Source organism: Priestia sp. LL-8 (assembly GCF_036227845.1).
GTDB classification, from domain to species: Bacteria; Bacillota; Bacilli; order Bacillales; family Bacillaceae_H; genus Priestia; species Priestia zanthoxyli.
This window is the reverse complement of sequence record NZ_JAZAQH010000001.1, coordinates 3,794,661-3,815,120: the sequence shown is the minus strand read 5'-3', so window position 1 is coordinate 3,815,120 and position 20,460 is coordinate 3,794,661. Positions and strand designations below refer to the sequence as shown.

Sequence of the window (20,460 nt, the reverse complement as noted above, 5' to 3'; positions counted from 1 at the left end):
ACACTTTTTAGGAGATGACATTTATGGCAAATGTATTATATGTAAAAGTAAATCCGCAGGTTGATGAAGCATCATTTTCAACTCGTTTAGCACAGGTTTTCTTAGATGAGTATAAAACAGCAAACCCGACTGATACAGTGACAACGCTTGATCTGTATAAAGAAACAGTTCCATTCATTGATGGAGATGTTTTAGCAGCATGGGGAAAAGCTGGAGCTGGTGAAGAATTATCAGCTGTTGAGTTAGAAAAAGTAACGCGTATGGGTGAATTAGTAGAGCAGTTTTTACAAGCTGACAAAGTTATTTTCTCAGCTCCAATGTGGAACTTAAGCTTCCCTCCACTAATGAAAGCATATATTGATAACATTTTAATTGCAGGAAAAACGTTTAAATATACTGAAAATGGTCCAGTAGGATTAGCTTCAGATAAAAAGGTAGTATTACTAGAAGCTCGTGGAGGCGTGTATTCAGAAGGCCCTGCGGCAGAGCTAGAATTTACTCAAAGCTATTTACGTACAGTAATGGGATTCATTGGTGTTCAAGATTTCCAACTGGTTGTTGCAGAAGGCATGGCTTACACGCCAGCAGAAGCAGACAATATTCTAGCAAAAGCATCTGAAAAAGCAAAAGAAGTTGCTTCAACGTTCTAATGTCAAAAGCCCTTTAAAAGGGCTTTTTTTTAGGTTTAAAATTCAATATCCTTCCTTCAGAAAATGTGTAAAGGGTTACATAAAGTGCAGCATAGGGAACGTGCTTCTCATAAAAGCGCTCATACATTTTTATTTACAAGACAAAAAAAGCATGGTTAAATAATGACCATGTTAACGTAACACGGGATAGGGGAAGTTTTTCTGCAGAATCATTGGGGTATGCTACAAGTACAATCTAAAAAAGGGTGATTGAGATGTTTAAAAAATTATTTGGTAATAAGACAAAATCAAAAGAAACAACCGTTCTAGCTCCGCTTTCAGGTAATATCCTGCCAATCAGCGAAGTGCCAGATCCGGTGTTTGCACAGAAGATGATGGGAGACGGTTTTGCAATCGAACCTTCAGAGGGACAAGTTGTTTCACCTGTTGCTGGGGAAGTCGTTCAGCTTTTCCATACGAAACACGCGGTAGGCTTAAAAACAGAAGCCGGTACAGAAGTATTAATACATATCGGCCTTGAAACAGTGGCAATGGAAGGCGAAGGATTCGAAGCTCACGTGGCACAAGGTGACAAAGTAAGTGTAGGAACACCTCTTATCACATTTGATTTAGCGCTTATTCAAGAAAAAGCGAAAAGCATTATCACACCAATTGTTATTACAAATAGTGATGCAAGTGAAAGTTTCGAGATTTTGGCTCAAGGGACGGTTCAAAAAGGCGAAACGGCTTGTGCAAAAGTAACGATGAAGTAATAAGCAAGGCCTTTTCCTTTAAGAAAGGAGAGCGCATTTGAAGATTTTAAAAGTGTTAAATAACAACGCCGTTGTCTTTAAGGAAGGCGGAGTTGAAAAGATTGCGATGGGTCCCGGCATCGCTTTTCAAAAAGGTAAAAATGATCTTATTAATGCTGCGAAAGTGGAGAAAGTTTTTGTCATGAAAGAAGAACAGGAAAAGTTTCAAGAACTATTAACAAACCTTCCTGAAGAGCATATTCAAGTGGCTGAAGAAATCATTTCGTATGCTGAGCAGCAGCTCTCTGCTACGCTAAGTCATCATGTGCATATTGCTTTGAGCGATCATTTATCCTTTGCTGTCGAAAGGATAGCTCGCGGCATTTCCATCCAAAATAAATTGCTAAATGAAATTAAGTCTCTCTATCAGCCTGAGTATGCAATAGGAGTATGGGCTCTTCAGCATATCAAAAAGAGACTAGATATCACGATGCCGATTGATGAAGCTGGATATATTGCGCTTCATATTCATACAGCGAAACTGAATTCGCCGGGAATGCAGCAGCTCATGATGAATACAACGATTATTAATGAAATGGTTACGATTATAAAAAAAGAGCTGAATATGGAGATTGATGAAAACAGCATGTCCTATCAGCGTCTGCTGACTCACTTGCGCTTTGCGTTAAATCGTTTAGCGCAAAATGAACCTTTTCATGAGATGGATGAAGAGATGCTCGACGTATTAAAAGTCAAATATAAAAAATCGTATCAATGTGCTGAAACGATAAAGCAATTTGTCAAAGATGAGTACGACATTAATTTTCCAGAAGCGGAGTTAGGCTACATCACGCTTCACATTTGCCGAATAGAGCAAAGAATATAGAAAAAAACATTGACGAATATTGCTGCTTTGAGTACAATGAAAGCGTATTAATTGAATAATCGGGATTGTGACTGGTAAAGCAGGCAAGACCTAGAATGCGCATGCAGGACAACTATGTCTTTTATAAGCGTATTTTAGGTCTTGCTTTTTTTATGACATACAAAAAGGAGGAAGTAAGATGGATGTAAAAGAAATTGCTAAAAAACTTGTTCCGCTTTTAGGAGGAAAAGAAAATATTGCTAGTGCGCAGCACTGTGCTACGCGTTTACGCCTCGTTATTCGAGATGAAAGCAAAATCGATCAAAAAGGTTTAGATGAAATAGAAGATGTAAAAGGGGCTTTTTCAAATTCAGGACAGTTTCAAATCATTTTTGGAACCGGTCTCGTTAATAAAATTCACGCTGCTTTTGTTAAAGAATTAGGCGCTGAAGAGGCTGCTGCTCCAGTGGATCATCAAGAAGAAATGAAGAAGAAAATGAACCCATTTGCTCGCTTTGCCCGCATGCTTTCCAATATTTTTGTTCCGATTATTCCAGCCATTGTAGCCAGTGGTTTACTAATGGGGCTGCTCGGAATGATGAAAGCGTTCCACTGGGTCTCAGAAGATAGCGCGTTGTTTGTGTTGTTGGATATGTTCTCAGGCGCAGCATTTATCATTTTACCGATTTTAATTGGGTTTTCAGCTGCAAAAGAATTTGGTTCGAACCCTTATCTTGGAGCGGTTATCGGAGGGATCTTAACGCATCCGATGCTATTAAATCCGTGGACACTAGCAGATGCTAAGCCAGAATATATGGATTTGTTTGGCTTAAGTATTCCACTGATTGGCTATCAAGGTACGGTCGTTCCGATTTTATTGGCTATCTACGTCATGAGCAAAATTGAAAAGGGACTCCGGAAAATTGTGCCGAATTCGGTTGATTTACTTGTTACGCCTTTTTTAACTGTTATTATTACAGGCTTTGTGTCACTTGTGTTTATTGGTCCTTTCGGTCGCTATATTGGAGATTTAATTTCGATCAGCCTTCAGTCTCTATACGATGTAGCCGGAGTGTTTGCAGGAATTTTGTTTGGTGGCTTATATTCAACCATTGTATTAACAGGCTTGCAGCATAGTTTTCATGCTATTGAAGCAGGACTGCTTGCTAATCCGAAGATTGGCGTTAACTTCTTACTTCCTATTTGGGCCTGTGCGAATGTGGCGCAGGGAGGAGCAGGGCTGGCTGTTTATTTTAAAACGAAAAATGCCAAAACGAAAAAAATTGCGATTCCAGCTGCTATTTCTTCCTTCTTAGGAATTACAGAACCGATTATTTTTGGGGTCAACTTAAGACTTCGCAAGCCATTTATTGCTGCAGCTATAGGCGGAGCAGCGGGGGGAGGCTACGTGGTACTTATGCACGTAGTAGCTAACGCCTACGGACTCACAGGTATTCCAATGATGGCCATTGCTGCACCGCTTGGTATGAGCAATTTAATTCACTATATCATCGGTATGATTATTTCTGTAGGTGTAGCATTTGGCGTTACGTGGTTCATGAAACTAAAAGAAGACTGAGAACCAGCGGTAAGCATACGAGAATAGAGAAGGGTATTAGATTTGCTCATCATATTTTATGGTGAGCAAATTTTGTGTCTTAAATATGAAACTTTTTAAAAAGTAATACGTAGAACAGCCAAAGAGATAAGTTGATGTTGTGTAACAGGAACGTAAATGCTACACTACATATATTGGATTGTACTATTATAGTCAGAAAGAGAGCTGGCACATGGAATTTTATCACGATCTTTTTCTATATGCGCCGTATTTATCTGCTTTCGTTTTATACATCCTCTGTTATTATATGCTTCGTGAAGCTAGGTTTACGGCTTTTCATGCGGAACCTGTCACCGACCATGTGAATGCAGGGATTGATCCTTCAGTATTAACAATATGGAAAAGACGAAATGTATTTATACATGTGTATAGAAAAACACCAGTTAAAGAGAAGAACAATGATGAAGAAGATCCTTTCCTTCTGAAAAACACTTCATACATTTAGTCATTATTAGGAGGAAAGAATATGAAAAGAAATAAAAAATTATTATTGCTTGGTTTAATGGGAGCGCTTCTTTTAGCTCTAGCCGGCTGTAGCAGTACAAAAACACCGGTCACGGCTACAAGCGGCGGATTCTGGGATCACTATTTTGTTTACCCTTTATCTATGGCATTAACGAAAATTGCTGAGTGGGCAGGCGGAAGCTATGGTCTGTCTATTATTATTGCGACGGTTATCATTCGTTTAGTTCTATTGCCGCTTATTTTAAAACAGCAAAAGAGCACGATGGCTATGCAAGCACTTCGTCCAGAGATGGAAAAGATTCAAAAGAAATATGCTGGTAAAAAAGATCCTGAAACACAGCAAAAGCAGCAAAAAGAAATGATGCAGCTTTACCAAACGCATAAAATTAATCCGGTTGGCGGATGTTTGCCAATCTTTATTCAAATGCCTATTATTATCGCATTTTATAATGCTATTGCAAGAACGCATGAAATTGCGCAGCATTCATTCTTATGGGTAAGTTTAGGAAAGCCAGATCCTTACTTCATTTTACCGGTAGTTGCAGCGATTACGACATTCTTACAAATTCGTGTAAGTATGACGGATGAAATTCAACCTCCAATGAAAATGATGATGAACATTATGCCAATCTTCATCTTAGTAGCGGGAATTTCACTTCCATCTGCTCTTGCATTATATTGGGTAATCGGTAACTTATTCGGAATTGGACAAGGCTACTACTTGAAAAAACGTATGAGTTTATTAAAAGAAAAAGATGCGGCTAACAATGCAGCACAGGCTAAAACAAAACCGTCACCAAAATCTAAATCAAAATCATAATAGACCAAAAGCGCAGCGAATAGCTGCGCTTTTTTATTTTTTTTAAAGAGGCTGGGACAAAAGTAGTTTAGCTCAAGTAAAAAACAAACCATTGATCAAAATATTTGATTAGTGGTTTATTTTTTTTGTTATGGTGAACGGAGATTTCAGCTATTTCGCTGCTTCTAGCAGTTGATTGGAGTCTTGCATGGAAGTCAACTGCGGTGTTACAAGAGGTTCAGCTCATGTATCCCATTTGTTCGTTTTTCGATTAAATTCATGTCGTTATGTCTCAACTTCTTTTATTTTTTCAAAAATGTGATGAGATGAGGAGATTTGTGTAACGCTATAAAAAAAGACAGGAGTGAACATGGTGAAAAAAATAGCGTTATGTCTGCTTTTCCTTATGTTGTTCCCTATGCAAATAAATGCTGCCAATACAGTGAAAGTCAGTTTTATACGGCAAGGAAACCTATGGGTATATGATAACGGTACCGAAAGGCAGTTATCTTATGCCCGTCATGCCTCCATGCCTCAATGGTCATCGCATGGAGATACGGTTGCTTATGCAGAAAATGATTCTTTAATGATTGCACCGTTAAAAGGAAAACCGCTACTTATTGAACATGATGTGACTCATTATCAATGGTCACCGGTTGCTGAGGAACTTGCGTATATTTCGAATGGAATCTTAGTATATTACAACGTTAAAACACATGAAAAGAAGCGTGTAGCCGTAGGAGTTGATCAGTTTTCATGGTTTCCAGAAGGAGATCGATTTTTAATTACGTCAGCTGCTGCGCTAGCGCCCACGGGATGGGGACCGGTAAAGCTATATACAGTGAGCAAATATGCAGGGTTAGACGTAAAAAAAGTGGAGGCTTTTACGACGCTGCCAGCAGAAAATGATTCATTTTTTGCGTATACAACAAGCAGCTTCAAATGGTCTCCTAACGGTCAATGGATTAGTTTTATTGCTATTCCAACGGCTTCGATGTCTGCAGATGCAAATAAGCTGTGCATCATTACAAAAGAAGGGAAAGCTTTTCAAGTAGTGGGAGATATGCTTAATGTACCTAATTGGTTTAAGTGGAGTAATGAGGAGCAAGTACTGGCATTTATTAATGGGGAAGGAAGGTTCGCCACTGAAAATAAAAAGTTCACTTTAAAAGAGATGCCGGTTTTTAAAGAACATGTGTTTACTCCAAAAGGCTTCGCAGATTGGGATTTTACTTGGACAGAAAAAGATAACATCATCATTTCGCGTGTGCCCGAAGCAGGGTGGTCGAATGATGAAAAAAAGAGGCCACTGCCTTTTTTGTATAGCATGAACGTAAAGACCAATAAGCAAAGTCAGTTCACATTTCCACAAAAAGGCTTAGGAGATTATGCGCCTGTTTATCATAAAGCAACGAATCAAACGATGTGGATTCGTACAAATCGAAAACAAGCAAATCTTTTAACGCGCTTAAAAGATACGAAAAATGATAAGGTACTTATTTCAGGCTTAGACCTGCCGGGAAATTATTATGAGCTGTATCGGTGGAATGAAGTATTTAGCGTGTACAGCCCTTAATAGCTAATTAAAACATAAGAAACTAAGGTGAAAAAATGAATATACGATTGTTGGTAAAAGAAGACGCTGACGTGTACTTTGAACTCCGTCTTCGTGCTTTAAAAGATCATCCCGAAAGTTTTATTTTAAGTTATGAAGAAGAATATGAAAAAGAAATTGCTGATATCCGAAATTATTTTCCAACCAGCCAATCAGGATTTGTAGTAGGAGCTTTTATGGAAAAACAGCTTGTGGGGATCGTGGGGTTTCAGCAGCAAAAGCCTTTAAAAGTTCAGCATAAAGGAGATATTTGGGGGATGTACGTAGCCCCTGAAGCAAGGGGGAAAGGTCTTGGAAAGAAGCTGTTAAAAACGGCTGTTGAACAAGCTTTTTCCAAAACGAATGTTCTGCAAATCTACCTGGCCGTCGCTGCCAAAAATGAAGGAGCAAAAGCCCTATACAAAAGCCTCGGTTTTACTTCTTATGCGTACGAAAAAAGAGCTCTTCAAGTAGATGGTGAATTTATCGATGAAGAGCATATGGTATTGTCTATGAAAAGCCTTTGATCATATCAAAGGCTTTTTTGTGCGGGAAAAATTTAGCTGAAACGTATAGAGATGGAAGCACATTCCCCATAAATATGCTATGATTTAACATATAGGATTATGGAGAGGCGAGGCAGCGGATGGAAAAACTGATTGAATTAAAAAATGTTGCAAAAGTATACAAAAAACATACCGTATTAGAAAACATTCATACGACCCTTTATAAAGGAGAGACTGTCGCGATTGTTGGAAAAAACGGTGCGGGAAAAAGTACGTTTTTAAAGCTAATTGGTGGATTATCCAAACCCACTAAAGGGACAATTCACCTTCATAAAGAAACCGGTACGCCTGGATTTGTGGTGGAACAATTTCCTCAAGAGCTGCGTTTTACGCTAGCAGGTTATTTGCAGCACATGGGACGAATTCAAGGATTGTCTAAGAAAAAGCGCAGCGCTAGAATTGAAGAGCTGCTCGAAACTTTCGAAATGGTGGAGTTTAGACATGAAGAAATCATTTCTTTTTCAAAAGGAATGAAGCAAAAAGTCAACATGATGCAAGCACTGCTGAGTTCTTCTAAGCTGCTATTGCTTGATGAACCTCTATCAGGATTAGATGCTCGTGCTCAGCTAGAAGTAGAACGGATTTTTACAAAGCTAAAAGAACGAGGAATGACCATTGTATTTACGTGTCATGAAGAAAGGCTCATACATGCTGTAGCGGATCGTGTTATCACCATTGGCTCACAGCGCATTTTAAAAAATGAGCGCGTTCAACTCATTGAGCATTTAACGGTTATTGAAGCAAATGTCATTCTTAATAAGCCACTTCGTTTATTAAAAGAAAAGTGCACGAAAATTGAACAGCACGGAAACTACTGGATTTTTTATATAGATAAAAAATATGTAAACGAGTTTCTTGCAGAATTACTTGCTGTTCAAGGTGAAGTTGTAAAGCTATATCATATGGAAAGGGAAGAAATTTAAGATGGGTGCATTGATTCGCTATCATTTTATTACATATATTAAATCGTATCGATATATTCCGCCGCTTGCACTTTATATTATTTCGCTGTGTATGAACTATACATATAGACCGAACCCGGTGCTTGATAGCTTTTTTAATACGGCGCTTTTCCTCTTTTTTCTAACCACTTGGTTTACAATGTCGCTGTTTCACGCGGAAGATTCCAGTCAAGAAGTTATTACAAAACTTCATGTAGGGAAAAAGAACAAGTACTTTATAAGCAAGCTTATTAGCTGTATGCTGCTGTTTACGTTTTTATCAGCGGTTTCCATTGCTTATCCCGTGCTGCTTGATATGTTTGAAGTGGATATATCCACTAAGCAAATGGTGTTTGGGTTTATTATTCACTGGACGTTTAGTTTGCTTGGTATGAGCATAGGCCTTGTTTTCACAAGAGATGTTGTAAGAGAAGGCAGCTTATCGTGGTTTGGACCTCTATTTATTTTAATCGTTACGCTTGCAGCGGCAGGCGTTTCATTTCCGTATCAAGGAGGGGGACTGCTGCTGTATGTATTGCCACCCGTATCTGCAATCATTCAATTTATTAACGAAGGATTAAACAAATTTTTGGTGTTTGGCTGGGCTTTGCTTTATGCCATAGCATTAATTAGCCTGTACTTGTGGAGAGCTAATAGAAGAGATGTATAAAGAATAAACACTTGCCGCGGCAAGTGTTTATTTATTATGAAGCACGTTATAAAGACGATCCGGGTAATTAGTAAACATGCCGGTTACGCCCCACTCGATAAGCATTCTCATTTGTTTTTCATCATTTACTGTATAAGGATGAACGTCTAAATCATATGAGCGAGCTTTTTGTACATATGACTTTGTCAGCGTGTTTGCATTAGGACCGATGCCGTTTGCGTACTTTTTGATTTGTCTGAACTGCTGATCTGTTAACATATTGGTTTGCTTAGAACGAATCAGTTGAATTAGTTTCATAGTAGGTCGGTATCGATGGATGGTTTTTAAGCTTTCAGGACTAAATGATTGTACAATGACGTGATCGGTGTGAATATTGTACTTAGCCATCAACGTCAACAACTCCTTTTCCATACCTGGATATTCATGAGGAGATTTGGTTTCAATATAATAGTTTGTTCGGTTGCCAAACGTACGAAATATTTCTTCTAAAGTTGGAATGACGGCTTTTTTATCACCTTTTCCTGCGTTCAACTGCTGAAGCTGCCTCACCGTGTACTGCTTTACATATCCTGTTCCATTTGTCGTGCGGTCAACTCTGTAGTCATGAATTGCTACAAGCTGTTGATCTTTCGACATGTGAAGATCAAGTTCAATGTAATCCGCTTTTTGCTGTACGGCCGTGAGATAAGATTGCATTGTATGCTCTGGCTCATATCCGGATGCGCCTCGGTGAGCAATAATGGCTACTTTTTCTGCTTGAGTAGAAGCTGCCTGCGTATGTATAAACATAAAAATGCCGCATAAACAAAGAGTGAGTGAGCTTACAAACCACCATTTTCGTCTCATATCAAAACTCCTTTTTATTGAGGGGTCGTGCATTAGTTTACTAGTGAGATGTTGTGTTCATATTAAGACTGTGTAAATATTTAAATAAAACGAACCAGTATGTAATTAAAAGTAATAAACGCCGATGTTTAGTGAGAAACATCGGCTGTTTTTTCCGGGCGGAGGCTTGTATAAATAACGAGCCTCCGCTCATGAGTTTTCTGTTTATGATCAAACGTTCCCGTACAGGTGATTAAATTAAGCTGGTGTTGAAAAGTTGGACCGAAAATCTCTCTGATAGGAGCAGAATCTCGAGGATAAGAAGCTTTATTGGTAACAACGAAGGTCAGCTGATCCCCTTGCTGATCGGTTACAAAAATTTCATCTCCTTTTGTGAGCTTGTCGAGATCATAGAAGATAGCGGGTCCTTTTTGATCATCAACATGTCCTGCAATGACCGCATTTCCTTCCTCTCCGGGTCTTGCTCCAAGCTTAAACCAAGCTACATCATGACCATTATCAGGAACGCTCATTTCACCTTGGTTAGTAAGACCCATTCCTTTTATAAAAGCCTTAATATGAAGCTTCGGAATAATAAGCTGAGATGGAAGAGGCGTAGAAGCAGTTCCTGAAGATTTCAAGGATTGAGCCGATTTTGTTTCAGCCATCTTCACAACAAAATCCGTCGAGCCGTTTGCAATTGCTGATTGGGCAAACCAGCTGCTCATGAATAGTATAAAAGAAAAGGTGAAAACCCCTCCTATCCATTTCATTCGCTTTCGTATCCTCTGTGACGACGAACAACAAATATAGCGACCGCTCCAATTCCTAATAAAGTAAGAACCGGCACAATTGAATTATAATTATCCTGTGAAGCACCGCCCATACCTGTTTTTGGCATTTCAGAAGGCATAGCCGTATTATCTTTTAATAAAAGCGTTTCAAGACTGTCGGCTTTGTTAATAGCGAGCACTGTGTAGACCGTGTTGGCTTCTAAATTAAGGTTTGGAATGTCCAGTACTTTTTTATTGTCTTGACTAGTTGCGATGGTTAAATCATAGGTTCCGGCATCTACTTCAGAATAATTTGTCATTTGTTTAAAAGCAGTGTCTTTAAACAAAGTAGGGCCGTGATTAATACCTACATTAACAGCGGGAGCATCTGGAGAAAAGTGAGCAATTCGGATTTTACTCTTTCCTTTAGCTACGTTCATATCGTCTTGAGCTACTTTTAATTCTAAGTGTGCAACTTGGTTAATAGCAGCAAGGGTATAGGCTTTGTTTGCTTCGACGGTTATATTAGTGGAAATGACAGGTTTTTCTTTTCCTTTTGTACCTATGGCATATACCTCTACTTTATGAGACCCCGCAGGTACTTTAAGATAATCTGTCACATCTTTAAATGATGCGCCGACTACGATGCTTTGATTGTCCACATATATATCTACTTCAGGTGCATCAGGTGACGCATGCACAACTCGTATCATTGCCTCCTGCACAGCTGCAGAAGTGAAATTATCTGAAAAAGCTAGCAATAAAACTGCGAGTAAAGAAGCAGCAATAATCTTTACACGGTTCATAACGTTTTACTCTCCTTTTGATCTAAGTTTGTCCTGTTAGTCCCGTATGAAAAGTGTTGGGTATGCATTCACTTTTGAACGTATTCGGGCATTTATTCACTTGTTATCATCTACAATTTTATCCAATATATGCATAATTTATTTCATTAGATGAAATTTTTGTAAAAGAGCAGGTAAATAGTTTGAATTTTGTGATAATATTAAAATAGAGCGTTTGATTAGTAGTTGATGTCTCTATCACAAAAGGAGGGGAAGTTATGTGCTGCAAACGAATCATGAAATAAAAAAGGTTGTTCATCGTTCGCTATCAGCTAAAATGATTGTAAAGCGCATGCTGTTTATTTTAGTGGGAGCCCTTTTAATGGCCGTCGGGCTAGAATTTTTTCTTGTCCCTAATGAGGTTATTGACGGTGGAATTGTAGGTATATCTATTATTTTATCCCATTTAACGGATATTCAAATCGGCTTTTATATCTTCGTATTAAATCTTCCATTCTTCTTTATTGGATACAAGCAAATTGGAAAAACATTTGCGCTATCTACGCTTTTGGGTGTTATTATTCTATCCATTGCTACCTCTATTTTTCACGACTTGCCGGTCTTAACAGATGACCCTCTATTAGCCACTGTGTTTGGCGGAATTGTTCTCGGTGTGGGAGTAGGAATTGTTATTCGGTACGGAGGTTCGCTAGACGGCACCGAGATATTAGCTATTTTATTTAATAAGCGTACGCCTTTCTCCGTAGGTGAGACGATTATGTTTTTTAATTTATTTATTTTGGGAAGTGCCGGTTTTGTATTTGGCTGGGATCGCGCTATGTATTCTTTAATGGCTTACTTCATTGCTTTTAAAACGATTGATATTGTGATTCAAGGGTTAGATGAGTCTAAGTCAGCTTGGATTATCAGCGAACAATATGAACAAATTGGCGAAGCAATTCTTGCTCGTTTAGGGAGAGGTGTTACGTATTTAAATGGGGAAGGAGCGTATACGGGAGATGATAAAAAAGTCATTTTTTGTGTGATTACCAGGCTTGAAGAAGCAAAGCTAAAAGCGATTATCGATGAGATAGATCCATCTGCTTTTTTTGCTGTAGCGGCTATTGCTGAAGTCAGAGGAGGAAGGTTTAAGAAACGAGATATTCATTAATGAAAGTTGTCTGCTAATGAGGCTGTCCCGTTATTACATGCAGCAGCCTTTTTAATTTTCTCTCTTTGTTTCGAGTATATGGAATGGTTTATGTCACTTCTGCTGCATCCTGCTTTGGGCATATCGAACCTCTCTTTTTTCTTGTATATTTTTAAAACAAACATGTAAAATGTCTAAAAGATATAAAAAGAGTACATAGTAAAAAAACAGAAAGAGGGAGTGACATGAAAAAAACGTTAAAAATAGTAGGAGTCGGTCTTGCCGTTCTTGTTGCAGTAACCGTGGCTTTTTTTGTCATATGGTCAGGTTTTGATTATGAACCTTCAAAGCAGCTTCACTCACTAGTAGATGAGAAAAAAGTAGTGAAGAAAGACGATTATTACATATTCAAGCCTCAAGCGAACAAAGAGATAAAAGCCGGCTATATTATTTATCAAGGTGCTAAAGTAGAGCCGTTAGCATATGGCTATTATGCTCAGCAAATTGCAAATGAAGGATATCTTGTTGCTGTTGTAGATTCTCCGTTTAATATGAGTTTTTTTAGTCAAAACAAAGCGACGGATATTGTGAAGAGCTACCCGAAGATTTCCGCATGGTTTATCGGAGGGCATTCCCTTGGAGGAGTGAGTGCAGCCTCTTATGCGTATGATCATCAAAACTCAATAAAAGGCTTAGTTCTTTTAGCATCGTATCCGATGAATAAAAATGATTTTTCAACCTCCACTTATCCTATTTTGTCTTTAACAGGTGAGAAAGATGGTTTGTCGACGCCTGAAAAGATTAAAGAAACCAAGCATTTACTTTCACAAAACACAGAACTGGTTCAAATAAAAGGAGCTAACCACGCTCAGTTTGGAATGTATGGGAAACAAAAAGGCGATAACAAAGCCAGTATTTCTCCTAAACAGCAGCAGGATGAGCTAGTAAAAAGAACAGTGAAGTGGTTAAATAGTCAAATGAAAAAGTCCGTCAGTAACTAACTGACGGACTTTTTTTCTTTTTTTGGAAATAAAGCTTGAAAAAATACCCAGTTAGTTATATAGTTAGTTACATGAGTAATGAACCACTTAAGTGAGGTAGTCAAAATGAAACAATCATTAGATCATCAGCGACCAATTTTTCAACAAATTAAAGAAACCATCGAAGAAAATATTTTAAATGATGCTTTCCCAGAAGAAGAAAGAGTACCGTCTACGAATGAATTTGCCAAAATGTATCGCATTAACCCTGCAACAGCAGCTAAAGGAATTAATCAGCTAGTTGACCACGGAATATTGTATAAAAAGAGAGGGATCGGGATGTTTGTATGTGCGGGCGCCAAAGAAGTATTGCTTACACAAAGAAAAGAAGAATTTTATAACCGTTTTATCGTTCCCCTGAAAAAAGAAGCACAGCATTTGGGAATTACGGTAAACGAGTTAAAAGAGCTGTTAGACAAGGGGGAAATAAAATGAATATAGAAGCGCAGCTGTTAAATAAATGCTATGGGTCCAAACAAGTGTTAAAAGACATTTCACTTACGCTATCACAAAATAAAATATACGGGTTGCTAGGTAGAAATGGAGCGGGCAAAACGACTCTTATGCAAATTGTAGCCGGACATACTCCAGCTACGACAGGAGAGGTAAAGGTGGGAAATCAGTCTCCGTTTGAAAATCGCTCTGTTTTGCAAAACATTTGCTTAATTAACGAAAGCGGAAATTTCAAAAAAACATTAAAAGTCAAAGACGTACTAAAAATTGCTTCACTTTTTTATCCTTATTGGAGCCAAGAAGCTGCTGAGAGGCTGATGGAAGAGTTCGATTTGGATTCCAATACGAAAGTTAAGGCATTATCTAAAGGGATGGAATCAGCATTAGGAATTATTGTTGGGCTATCTTCTCGAACGAGCATCACAATTTTTGATGAACCTTATATCGGACTTGATGCTGCGATGCGAGCGCGTTTTTATGAGCTTCTATTAGATGAATATGAAGAATATCCACGCACGTTCATTATTTCAACGCATTTAATTGATGAGGTAAGTAATTTATTTGAAGAAGTCCTGATCATGCAAAAAGGAAAGCTGATTCTTCAGGATACGGCAGAAAATTTGCAGCAGCGCTGTGTCAGTGTAAAAGGACCTAAAAGTCAAATTGAAGAATATGAAAAAGGAAAGCAAGTAATCCATGAACAAGTATTCGGAGGAGAGAAAAAAATAGTGCTCTTTAATGAAGATATTTATGCTGAGGAGCTTGTCGACAGTTCATTTCATGTAGAAGCTGTTCACATACAGGATATTATGATTTATCTTACAGCAAATCGTGGAGGTGTAGCGTAATGAAAGGACAGTTTGCCGCCATTAGTTATTCGCTCTACGTTGAACTAAAGTATTTAATGATTCGCTTTTGGACGATTCTCTTAGCTTTTGTTGTAGTAGATATTTTAGTGTTCAGTCAGGTGAATGAGCATCTTCTATTAGTAACAAGTATGCCGCAGTACATCTTTTCAGGTATTGTAAGTTTTATTATCATTCGAAAAAGTTTCTCCTTTTGCTTAAAGTTAGGAGCTACTCGTAAAGCATATCTTTTAACGATGACCTGTGTTTTTGCTTTATTTGCAATTGTAATGTCCTTTATCAATGTTGTCATCATGAGCATTTCAATAAAGGTGATTAATAGTTTGAATTTAATGAATGTTCAGCTTTATTATGCGAGTGATTTTATCTTTCATGACCCTACTGTTGCTGTTCACTTTTTAACGGACGCTGTATTTATCTTTTTTATTACAGCGGCAGCGTGTTTGCTCGGCAGCATCGTTTACAAATTCGGGCAAACAGGAGGGATGATCACCGGTGCTGTTTTAATTTTACTGTTTACCATTCCCGTGACAAAAGAACCGGTTATTCATTTTATAAAAAGCTTTTCGAACGGATCGTTGTTACTTACATTCGGAACAATGGTTATCGTAAGTTTTCTACTCTTTCTTATCAACTGGCTGTTTTTAAAAAAAGCGTCGCCTGCTCATCAAGCTTAGTAAAAAAGCAATCATTCCTTTGCTGAATGATTGCTTTTTTACTGTACTTTTTTTGAACAAGCTGCATCAATATCTAGAATCCAGTCGTGGAACTTTTGCTGAAGCAGCTGAAGAGAAGACTGATTGTTCGATACAATGTCCAGTCCACGCTCGTCATAAAGATGGAAAATTGTTTCTTTGTTCAAATTCACAATGTAACACTCTTCTTCAATAGCGGGATGGATATGAAGATCGCGGTTAGCAATTGATTGCAAAAGAAGCTTTTCTTTCACATCATTTGTTTTACAGGCAATAATATACTCAGCGTTATTTAATAATGCTACTGATTGAACTTCTTGTTTCTTCAGGCGAGAGCGAATGAATTTTTTAATAGCTGTTTCTTTTTTCTTTTTTAAAAGTAAATCATCTTGTGCAGCATTCGCTTTGAAAACAAGTAACAGCTCATCATTTTTTTCATGGAGTGTCTCAAAAATTTCGTAAGCGCGTGCGTACACATTTTTCATGTATTCTCGTTCCCATACGCCTTTTTGATTGGTAAGCGTAAAGCGAATACCTGCGGGCGCGTTGTAAAAAAGAGGTCTTTTCATTTGAACATTTGGAAACATTGTTGTTAAGTATGATTGAAGTCGCATTGTGGTCATACGCAACACCTCATTTAGTTTAGTCCTGACTTAATATGTTGAATTTAGTCTATCACGTGATTAGCTAAATTTGTAAAGAAGTAATGTTATTTAATCAAAAGGTAACCAAACTGTTATATTTTGTTGATTTTGCATTATTTCTTTACACAACCTTTGCGGATGAACAGGTTTTTTCATACGCCTGTCGTATTACTTAACGTAGTAACGACGTGAAGAAAGGGTGATGGACGGTGAAAAAACAGCTTATTCTTATTTCAATTATTACAGCTGCTTTCTTTGTGCTTATTTTTCACAAAACAATTTTTCAAGAGGGTAATCCTCTTCCCATTGCATGGAGTATTGTAAAATTAAAGTCTTCAGGTGAAGATGTTGTTCAAATATCCGATAAGCCTAAAAGGTATCTCATTCATTCAGATGACTACTTAACGTTTATTAAACAAATGAAAAAGAAGAAAGTGAATTTTCAATATCAAGATGATAAAAAATTTTATTTTAATAACGACAATGAACGCCAGCTGTTCGTCAGCAAAAACTACACCGATAAGTTCACGATTATGGAACTAAAGAAAAAAGAGCTGACTGAAGCTGGCGTTGAGTAATAAGAGCTAATCTCTGCCCTGTGTTCCAAAATCTTTAATTTGAACATGAACATGATAGTCGATGGTCGACTGGCTAAATATTTCATCCCATTCATGCTGATGTTTTTTCCAAAAATGAGGATGATGAATTCGTACGTAATTATGCAGGTCAATCACATCGGCTTTGTAATTATTTTGTAATAAGCGAAGTGTTTTTTCTGCGTCTTTTCGAATGATTTTTTCTATTTTTTTTTCGGTGTTCTTTACATTAGAGGCGGCAAGAGCCTGTTTTGAAGTCTCCCAATCTTCCGATAGCCTGCCGCTCGTTTGAACGTTGATGTCAAAATGAACGGAGTGATTTGAATCAATGCGGGCCTTCACATCTTGCTGAACATCTCCAATTTCATAGGAAAAGGGGTATGGACCGTGTTTGCCGTAAATAATTCCGCCTTTAATATTCCCCGTTAGCCACGTTAAAGCCTCCACTTGGTGCTGAGTTAAGGTGAATTTTGCTTTTTTATCTTTTATGATTGCCGCGCCGTCTATTTCAACGCTATTTTTTATTTTAGAAAGCCGCTGTATTAAAAAGCTTTGATCTGTTTTTAACTTAGCCGATAGCTCTCCCATTGTTAGGGGATTTAGAATTTTGTTCGTTTTGAATTTATTATAAACAAGCTCGTAAATTAAGTTGACTGGCGGTACAGACATTCCTTGAATCGTTAAAACGTTTTTAGCATCGCCTTTTGTAACAAACGCAAGGCTGCTGCGCCGTATTTCATTATCACGTACAAACTGATTGATAAGCGCATCAAGAGGGATGGTCTTGCTCGCTTTTTCTCCTATTAAAAGTGCTCGCTGATGCTGGCTATATATAGGGTCAGATTTCAGCGAAATATTTCGTGTGATTTCATGAATGGTAGGGCCAGCTGTTGTAATGTTCTTGTATGGAATGGAAGAAGACATATTTCCGGATTCCGTCTCGGTTAACGTTTGATGAGTCAGCACAAGCTGGTTTTTTCCTGTTTTTGGTTCGATTTTCGGTGTAATATCCATTGCCACTCCTATAACAAGAGCAAGTTGTTCAATGTTTCGATGATTTGTACAGCCGCACAATAAAAAAATGGTCATTATGACAGGAAGACATTTTTTCGTCATTGGAACACAACCTTTTTTATTTTCATTAACAGGCTGAAAAAAAGAGGAATAACTAAAAATGTCACTAAAAATGCCCAGCCTAGTACCGTTGAAAAATTTGACACATCGCTTGCTGTTTTGGGTGCTAAAGCGCTCATAAATAAAACAGGTACAAGAAAGATAATATTCGTCGTTGATCGATTTTTGAAGATCTTTTTAAAGCCTGAAACAGCTAAAAAGAAATACATTACAAAGGTTAAAAAAAACTGAAGAAGCCAGACAATAAGCAAAAATAATTCAAGTCTCTCAAAGAAAATTCCTTTTACTTCATGTGTTTGAACAAATTCGATTGTAGGCCAAACGGTTGTTTTTACTTCTGGAACGGATAAAGCGCCGACAACTAATACGTAAGTGATAATATATAAAAGTAAAGGAATAGAAAATCCGATGATGGAAACTTTTCGTAAATGCTTTTTGTTTTTCATATGTTTCGGTAGAAATACAATCGTTTCGATGCCTAAAAAGGAAACAGAGACGGTTGTAAAAGCAGAAAGAAGCGGGCTGAATCCATCAGCTAACACGGGCTGCAAGTTTTTTAAATCCACCATTCCGATGCTAAGAGCATATAAAGTAAGAAGGATAATGATGGTTATAGGTGTACATAGCGCCATTACTTTCCCAATAGAATCAATACCGCCAGTGATTAAATAGACGCCTGTTAAAATAAACGAAAGGATAATTAATTCAATAGGCATCGTTTCCAGTAAATAAAAATGAATCATTTCTGCCATAGCTCTTACTTCAAAACTTGCCACAGATGTGAAATAAACGACCATAGCAAAATTAAATATATTTCCAATCAGCTTGCCGGTTACTTCCTGTGTGAAATCAAACATACAGCTAATCGTAAAATACTTAACCATCCAGACTAAAAACAGAACAATTCCTATGAACAAAAGACCGTCCATAATCAGTACAATCCATCCATCTGCATTATTTGTCTGATTTGTAATGCTGCTTGGCAGTGTTAACAAACCGACGCCCAGCATAGTTGAAGAGATAATTGAAATGGCATAAAAGTCTGAAAGAAGCTTGCTTGATTGTGACTGTGATTGTCCCATATGGTCCTCCTTTTGTCAGTTTTATTCGGCTTTATTTTTAGACTGTTTTAGACTTTTGTTTGGCAGACGAATATAAGAGTCTTTCCACGCTTTTTTATTTAACGCAAAAAACGGTTTGAAGTAAGCCATACCAAAACTTTCGAGCTTGGTCAGATGAATGACAAGAACAAGAAAAAACATGGTAACTCCGTATAATCCAAAGATTGCTGCAATCATCATAGATACGAAACGCAAAATTCGAAACGAAAGGCCAATTCCGTACTGAGGAACTGTGAAGGACGCAATTGCCGATACGGATACAACAATAATCATAACGGAGCTAACGATATGGGCTTCCACCGCTGCTTGACCAATCACAACCCCGCCTACAAGTCCAACTGTTTGTCCAACAGGAGTAGGGAGACGCAGCCCGGCTTCGCGCAATAATTCAAGCGTCACTTCCATGACCACTGCTTCGATAAAAGGAGAAAAAGGAACGTTTTCTCGTGTGGCCGCAATAGTAATAGCTAGTTCGGTCGGAAGCAGGCCTTGGTTAAACGAAACGAGTGAAATATAAATAGCTGAAAAGAATAGGGTAATAAAAATAGACAAGTACCTTAGTAATCTTAGCAATGAACCAGCTATCCATCTTTCGTAATAATCATCGGGTGATTTCATAATCATATCGAAAGTTGTAGGCACTAAAAGAGCAAAAGGCGAGCCATCTACTAAAATGGCTACTCGCCCTTCATTCACCGCAGCGAGAACACGATCCGGTCTTTCTGTATTTTGTACTTGAGGAAACGGTGAGTAAGGCGCTTCTTCTAAAAATTCTTCAATCATTCCTGAGTCTTGAATGTTATCTAACGGAATGTCTAATAATTTCTCTCGGACTTGATTCACGATGTGAGTTTGACAGTGTTTATTATGAAAAACGATACTTGTTCGATGTTCCTTTGCATTTCCAATATAAATGTCTTCAATAACCATTTCTTCTTCGGTAGAACGCTGCCTTAAAAGACCAAGGTTTTCATCTAAGTTTTCGATAAGAGCAATTTTAGGGCCGCGCACTACTTTTTCTGTTGTAGGTTCGCTTAAAGAGCGCTGTTTGGTCATAGACATATTCAATGAGTATGCCGTTGTGCTTTCGCTAATAAACAGCAGGGGCTGACCTTTAAAAAAACACGAGATCGCTTGCTTGTATGTATAAACTTCTTTGTCTTTAATGACAGAAATAAACGAATCGATGTCATCGAGTGTTTGCGTTTCACTTTTTGCTTTGGTCTCAACAACATGCTGAGTAAGATTATCAAGTTTTTCTCCGTCGACTAATCCTTGGAGATAAATAATGCATATATATTTTGTGGGAGACAGCCATAATTTTTTGGAACCAACATCCGTATTTTGACCCACCAAATCTAGAAACGTTTGAACGGTGTAGTCTGCATTGGGCTGAAATTTTGAATCGAGCATAAATAAACTCACCGCCTGTTGTGTTAATGAGCTTAGTGTTTACGATGTAAAAACGAGTTATGCGAA

General features: G+C 37.9%; 22 protein-coding genes. 15 read left to right on the top strand and 7 right to left on the bottom strand.

All coding sequences use genetic code 11. From position 1 onward, the window contains the following. The first annotated feature begins 23 nt into the window (after positions 1 to 23). The 9 genes from U9R83_RS20010 (at position 24) to U9R83_RS19970 (ending at position 8,899) form a co-directional block, all read left to right on the top strand. Complete coding sequence (locus tag U9R83_RS20010; RefSeq protein ID WP_014458563.1) at positions 24 to 650, top strand: FMN-dependent NADH-azoreductase; 627 nt, start codon at positions 24 to 26, stop codon at positions 648 to 650. Positions 651 to 904: 254 nt separating this feature from the next. Further along, positions 905 to 1,402 carry a PTS sugar transporter subunit IIA gene (locus U9R83_RS20005; RefSeq protein WP_013084668.1) on the top strand — a complete coding sequence of 166 codons (498 nt, stop codon included), beginning with the start codon at positions 905 to 907 and terminating at the stop codon, positions 1,400 to 1,402. A gap of 37 nt (positions 1,403 to 1,439) precedes the next feature. Continuing rightward, positions 1,440 to 2,267: a PRD domain-containing protein gene (locus tag U9R83_RS20000; protein ID WP_116739481.1), complete on the top strand. Its 828-nt coding sequence runs from the start codon at positions 1,440 to 1,442 to the stop codon at positions 2,265 to 2,267. Positions 2,268 to 2,445: 178 nt separating this feature from the next. Beyond that, the gene (locus tag U9R83_RS19995; protein ID WP_028415103.1) at positions 2,446 to 3,825 is read left to right on the top strand and encodes a sucrose-specific PTS transporter subunit IIBC; all 1,380 of its coding nucleotides are present in this window, start codon (positions 2,446 to 2,448) and stop codon (positions 3,823 to 3,825) included. Positions 3,826 to 4,330: 505 nt separating this feature from the next. Then, the gene (gene yidC, locus U9R83_RS19990) at positions 4,331 to 5,149 is read left to right on the top strand and encodes a membrane protein insertase YidC (protein WP_014458568.1); all 819 of its coding nucleotides are present in this window, start codon (positions 4,331 to 4,333) and stop codon (positions 5,147 to 5,149) included. Between the two features lie 349 nt (positions 5,150 to 5,498). Beyond that, a complete protein-coding gene (locus tag U9R83_RS19985) occupies positions 5,499 to 6,704 on the top strand; it encodes a TolB family protein (RefSeq protein ID WP_208732930.1) in 1,206 nt (401 codons plus the stop codon). Between the two features lie 35 nt (positions 6,705 to 6,739). Beyond that, positions 6,740 to 7,249: a GNAT family N-acetyltransferase gene (locus tag U9R83_RS19980; protein ID WP_014458570.1), complete on the top strand. Its 510-nt coding sequence runs from the start codon at positions 6,740 to 6,742 to the stop codon at positions 7,247 to 7,249. Positions 7,250 to 7,368: 119 nt separating this feature from the next. Continuing rightward, on the top strand, positions 7,369 to 8,211 hold the full coding sequence (locus U9R83_RS19975; RefSeq protein WP_115654787.1) for an ATP-binding cassette domain-containing protein: 843 nt from the start codon (positions 7,369 to 7,371) through the stop codon (positions 8,209 to 8,211). 1 nt (position 8,212) lies between these two features. Next, positions 8,213 to 8,899 (top strand): hypothetical protein, encoded by a 687-nt coding sequence (locus U9R83_RS19970; RefSeq protein WP_014458572.1) that lies wholly within the window; start codon positions 8,213 to 8,215, stop codon positions 8,897 to 8,899. Between the two features lie 27 nt (positions 8,900 to 8,926). Here the strand turns inward: U9R83_RS19970 and U9R83_RS19965 are convergent, their stop codons facing one another. The 3 genes from U9R83_RS19965 to U9R83_RS19955 all read right to left on the bottom strand — a co-directional run bounded on the left by U9R83_RS19965 (position 8,927) and on the right by U9R83_RS19955 (position 11,303). Beyond that, the gene (locus U9R83_RS19965) at positions 8,927 to 9,745 is read right to left on the bottom strand and encodes a glycerophosphodiester phosphodiesterase family protein (RefSeq protein ID WP_014458573.1); all 819 of its coding nucleotides are present in this window, start codon (positions 9,743 to 9,745) and stop codon (positions 8,927 to 8,929) included. A 128-nt stretch (positions 9,746 to 9,873) separates the two neighbouring features. Then, on the bottom strand, positions 9,874 to 10,497 hold the full coding sequence (locus U9R83_RS19960) for a class F sortase (RefSeq protein ID WP_140451033.1): 624 nt from the start codon (positions 10,495 to 10,497) through the stop codon (positions 9,874 to 9,876). Next, positions 10,494 to 11,303: a DUF4397 domain-containing protein gene (locus tag U9R83_RS19955; RefSeq protein ID WP_014458575.1), complete on the bottom strand. Its 810-nt coding sequence runs from the start codon at positions 11,301 to 11,303 to the stop codon at positions 10,494 to 10,496. Before U9R83_RS19955 ends, U9R83_RS19960 begins: the two co-directional genes overlap by 4 nt. 259 nt (positions 11,304 to 11,562) lie before the next feature. Here U9R83_RS19955 and U9R83_RS19950 point away from each other — a divergent pair, with 259 nt between their 5' ends. The 5 genes from U9R83_RS19950 (at position 11,563) to U9R83_RS19930 (ending at position 15,468) form a co-directional block, all read left to right on the top strand. Next, a complete protein-coding gene (locus U9R83_RS19950; protein ID WP_189645030.1) occupies positions 11,563 to 12,453 on the top strand; it encodes a YitT family protein in 891 nt (296 codons plus the stop codon). Positions 12,454 to 12,677: 224 nt separating this feature from the next. Then, complete coding sequence (locus U9R83_RS19945; protein WP_208732933.1) at positions 12,678 to 13,433, top strand: alpha/beta family hydrolase; 756 nt, start codon at positions 12,678 to 12,680, stop codon at positions 13,431 to 13,433. Between the two features lie 105 nt (positions 13,434 to 13,538). Beyond that, positions 13,539 to 13,907: a GntR family transcriptional regulator gene (locus U9R83_RS19940; RefSeq protein WP_013058691.1), complete on the top strand. Its 369-nt coding sequence runs from the start codon at positions 13,539 to 13,541 to the stop codon at positions 13,905 to 13,907. Beyond that, the gene (locus U9R83_RS19935) at positions 13,904 to 14,773 is read left to right on the top strand and encodes an ABC transporter ATP-binding protein (protein ID WP_208732934.1); all 870 of its coding nucleotides are present in this window, start codon (positions 13,904 to 13,906) and stop codon (positions 14,771 to 14,773) included. Before U9R83_RS19940 ends, U9R83_RS19935 begins: the two co-directional genes overlap by 4 nt. After that, a complete protein-coding gene (locus U9R83_RS19930) occupies positions 14,773 to 15,468 on the top strand; it encodes a hypothetical protein (RefSeq protein WP_014458580.1) in 696 nt (231 codons plus the stop codon). Before U9R83_RS19935 ends, U9R83_RS19930 begins: the two co-directional genes overlap by 1 nt. Before the next feature lie 38 nt (positions 15,469 to 15,506). On the opposite strand, the gene U9R83_RS19925 is transcribed toward U9R83_RS19930, so the two are convergent. Continuing rightward, positions 15,507 to 16,109, bottom strand: coding sequence for a DUF3885 domain-containing protein (locus U9R83_RS19925; RefSeq protein WP_013058688.1), 603 nt, complete (start codon positions 16,107 to 16,109; stop codon positions 15,507 to 15,509). Positions 16,110 to 16,339: 230 nt separating this feature from the next. Between U9R83_RS19925 and U9R83_RS19920 the strand changes: the two genes are divergently transcribed. Then, complete coding sequence (locus U9R83_RS19920; protein WP_115654784.1) at positions 16,340 to 16,708, top strand: hypothetical protein; 369 nt, start codon at positions 16,340 to 16,342, stop codon at positions 16,706 to 16,708. Positions 16,709 to 16,714: 6 nt separating this feature from the next. On the opposite strand, the gene U9R83_RS19915 is transcribed toward U9R83_RS19920, so the two are convergent. The 3 genes from U9R83_RS19915 to U9R83_RS19905 are packed head-to-tail and all read right to left on the bottom strand — an operon-like array spanning position 16,715 to position 20,394. After that, positions 16,715 to 17,842 carry a Ger(x)C family spore germination protein gene (locus U9R83_RS19915; protein WP_208732935.1) on the bottom strand — a complete coding sequence of 376 codons (1,128 nt, stop codon included), beginning with the start codon at positions 17,840 to 17,842 and terminating at the stop codon, positions 16,715 to 16,717. Further along, on the bottom strand, positions 17,839 to 18,942 hold the full coding sequence (locus U9R83_RS19910) for a GerAB/ArcD/ProY family transporter (protein WP_014458583.1): 1,104 nt from the start codon (positions 18,940 to 18,942) through the stop codon (positions 17,839 to 17,841). The genes U9R83_RS19915 and U9R83_RS19910 overlap by 4 nt, the downstream gene beginning before the upstream one ends. A 21-nt stretch (positions 18,943 to 18,963) precedes the next feature. Beyond that, positions 18,964 to 20,394 carry a spore germination protein gene (locus U9R83_RS19905; protein ID WP_014458584.1) on the bottom strand — a complete coding sequence of 477 codons (1,431 nt, stop codon included), beginning with the start codon at positions 20,392 to 20,394 and terminating at the stop codon, positions 18,964 to 18,966. Between the last annotated feature and the right edge of the window lie 66 nt (positions 20,395 to 20,460).

What these genes read in the sequence shown, in the direction of transcription:
- U9R83_RS20010 (WP_014458563.1), top strand. Translation starts at nt 24, where the DNA reads ATGGCAAATGTATTATATGTAAAAGTAAATCCGCAGGTTGATGAAGCA.
- U9R83_RS20005 (WP_013084668.1), top strand. Translation starts at nt 905, where the DNA reads ATGTTTAAAAAATTATTTGGTAATAAGACAAAATCAAAAGAAACAACC.
- U9R83_RS19995 (WP_028415103.1), top strand. Translation starts at nt 2,446, where the DNA reads ATGGATGTAAAAGAAATTGCTAAAAAACTTGTTCCGCTTTTAGGAGGA.
- yidC (WP_014458568.1), top strand. Translation starts at nt 4,331, where the DNA reads ATGAAAAGAAATAAAAAATTATTATTGCTTGGTTTAATGGGAGCGCTT.
- U9R83_RS19985 (WP_208732930.1), top strand. Translation starts at nt 5,499, where the DNA reads ATGGTGAAAAAAATAGCGTTATGTCTGCTTTTCCTTATGTTGTTCCCT.
- U9R83_RS19980 (WP_014458570.1), top strand. Translation starts at nt 6,740, where the DNA reads ATGAATATACGATTGTTGGTAAAAGAAGACGCTGACGTGTACTTTGAA.
- U9R83_RS19975 (WP_115654787.1), top strand. Translation starts at nt 7,369, where the DNA reads ATGGAAAAACTGATTGAATTAAAAAATGTTGCAAAAGTATACAAAAAA.
- U9R83_RS19970 (WP_014458572.1), top strand. Translation starts at nt 8,213, where the DNA reads ATGGGTGCATTGATTCGCTATCATTTTATTACATATATTAAATCGTAT.
- U9R83_RS19965 (WP_014458573.1), bottom strand. Translation starts at nt 9,745, where the DNA reads ATGAGACGAAAATGGTGGTTTGTAAGCTCACTCACTCTTTGTTTATGC.
- U9R83_RS19960 (WP_140451033.1), bottom strand. Translation starts at nt 10,497, where the DNA reads ATGAAATGGATAGGAGGGGTTTTCACCTTTTCTTTTATACTATTCATG.
- U9R83_RS19955 (WP_014458575.1), bottom strand. Translation starts at nt 11,303, where the DNA reads ATGAACCGTGTAAAGATTATTGCTGCTTCTTTACTCGCAGTTTTATTG.
- U9R83_RS19945 (WP_208732933.1), top strand. Translation starts at nt 12,678, where the DNA reads ATGAAAAAAACGTTAAAAATAGTAGGAGTCGGTCTTGCCGTTCTTGTT.
- U9R83_RS19940 (WP_013058691.1), top strand. Translation starts at nt 13,539, where the DNA reads ATGAAACAATCATTAGATCATCAGCGACCAATTTTTCAACAAATTAAA.
- U9R83_RS19935 (WP_208732934.1), top strand. Translation starts at nt 13,904, where the DNA reads ATGAATATAGAAGCGCAGCTGTTAAATAAATGCTATGGGTCCAAACAA.
- U9R83_RS19930 (WP_014458580.1), top strand. Translation starts at nt 14,773, where the DNA reads ATGAAAGGACAGTTTGCCGCCATTAGTTATTCGCTCTACGTTGAACTA.
- U9R83_RS19925 (WP_013058688.1), bottom strand. Translation starts at nt 16,109, where the DNA reads ATGACCACAATGCGACTTCAATCATACTTAACAACAATGTTTCCAAAT.
- U9R83_RS19915 (WP_208732935.1), bottom strand. Translation starts at nt 17,842, where the DNA reads ATGACGAAAAAATGTCTTCCTGTCATAATGACCATTTTTTTATTGTGC.
- U9R83_RS19910 (WP_014458583.1), bottom strand. Translation starts at nt 18,942, where the DNA reads ATGGGACAATCACAGTCACAATCAAGCAAGCTTCTTTCAGACTTTTAT.
- U9R83_RS19905 (WP_014458584.1), bottom strand. Translation starts at nt 20,394, where the DNA reads ATGCTCGATTCAAAATTTCAGCCCAATGCAGACTACACCGTTCAAACG.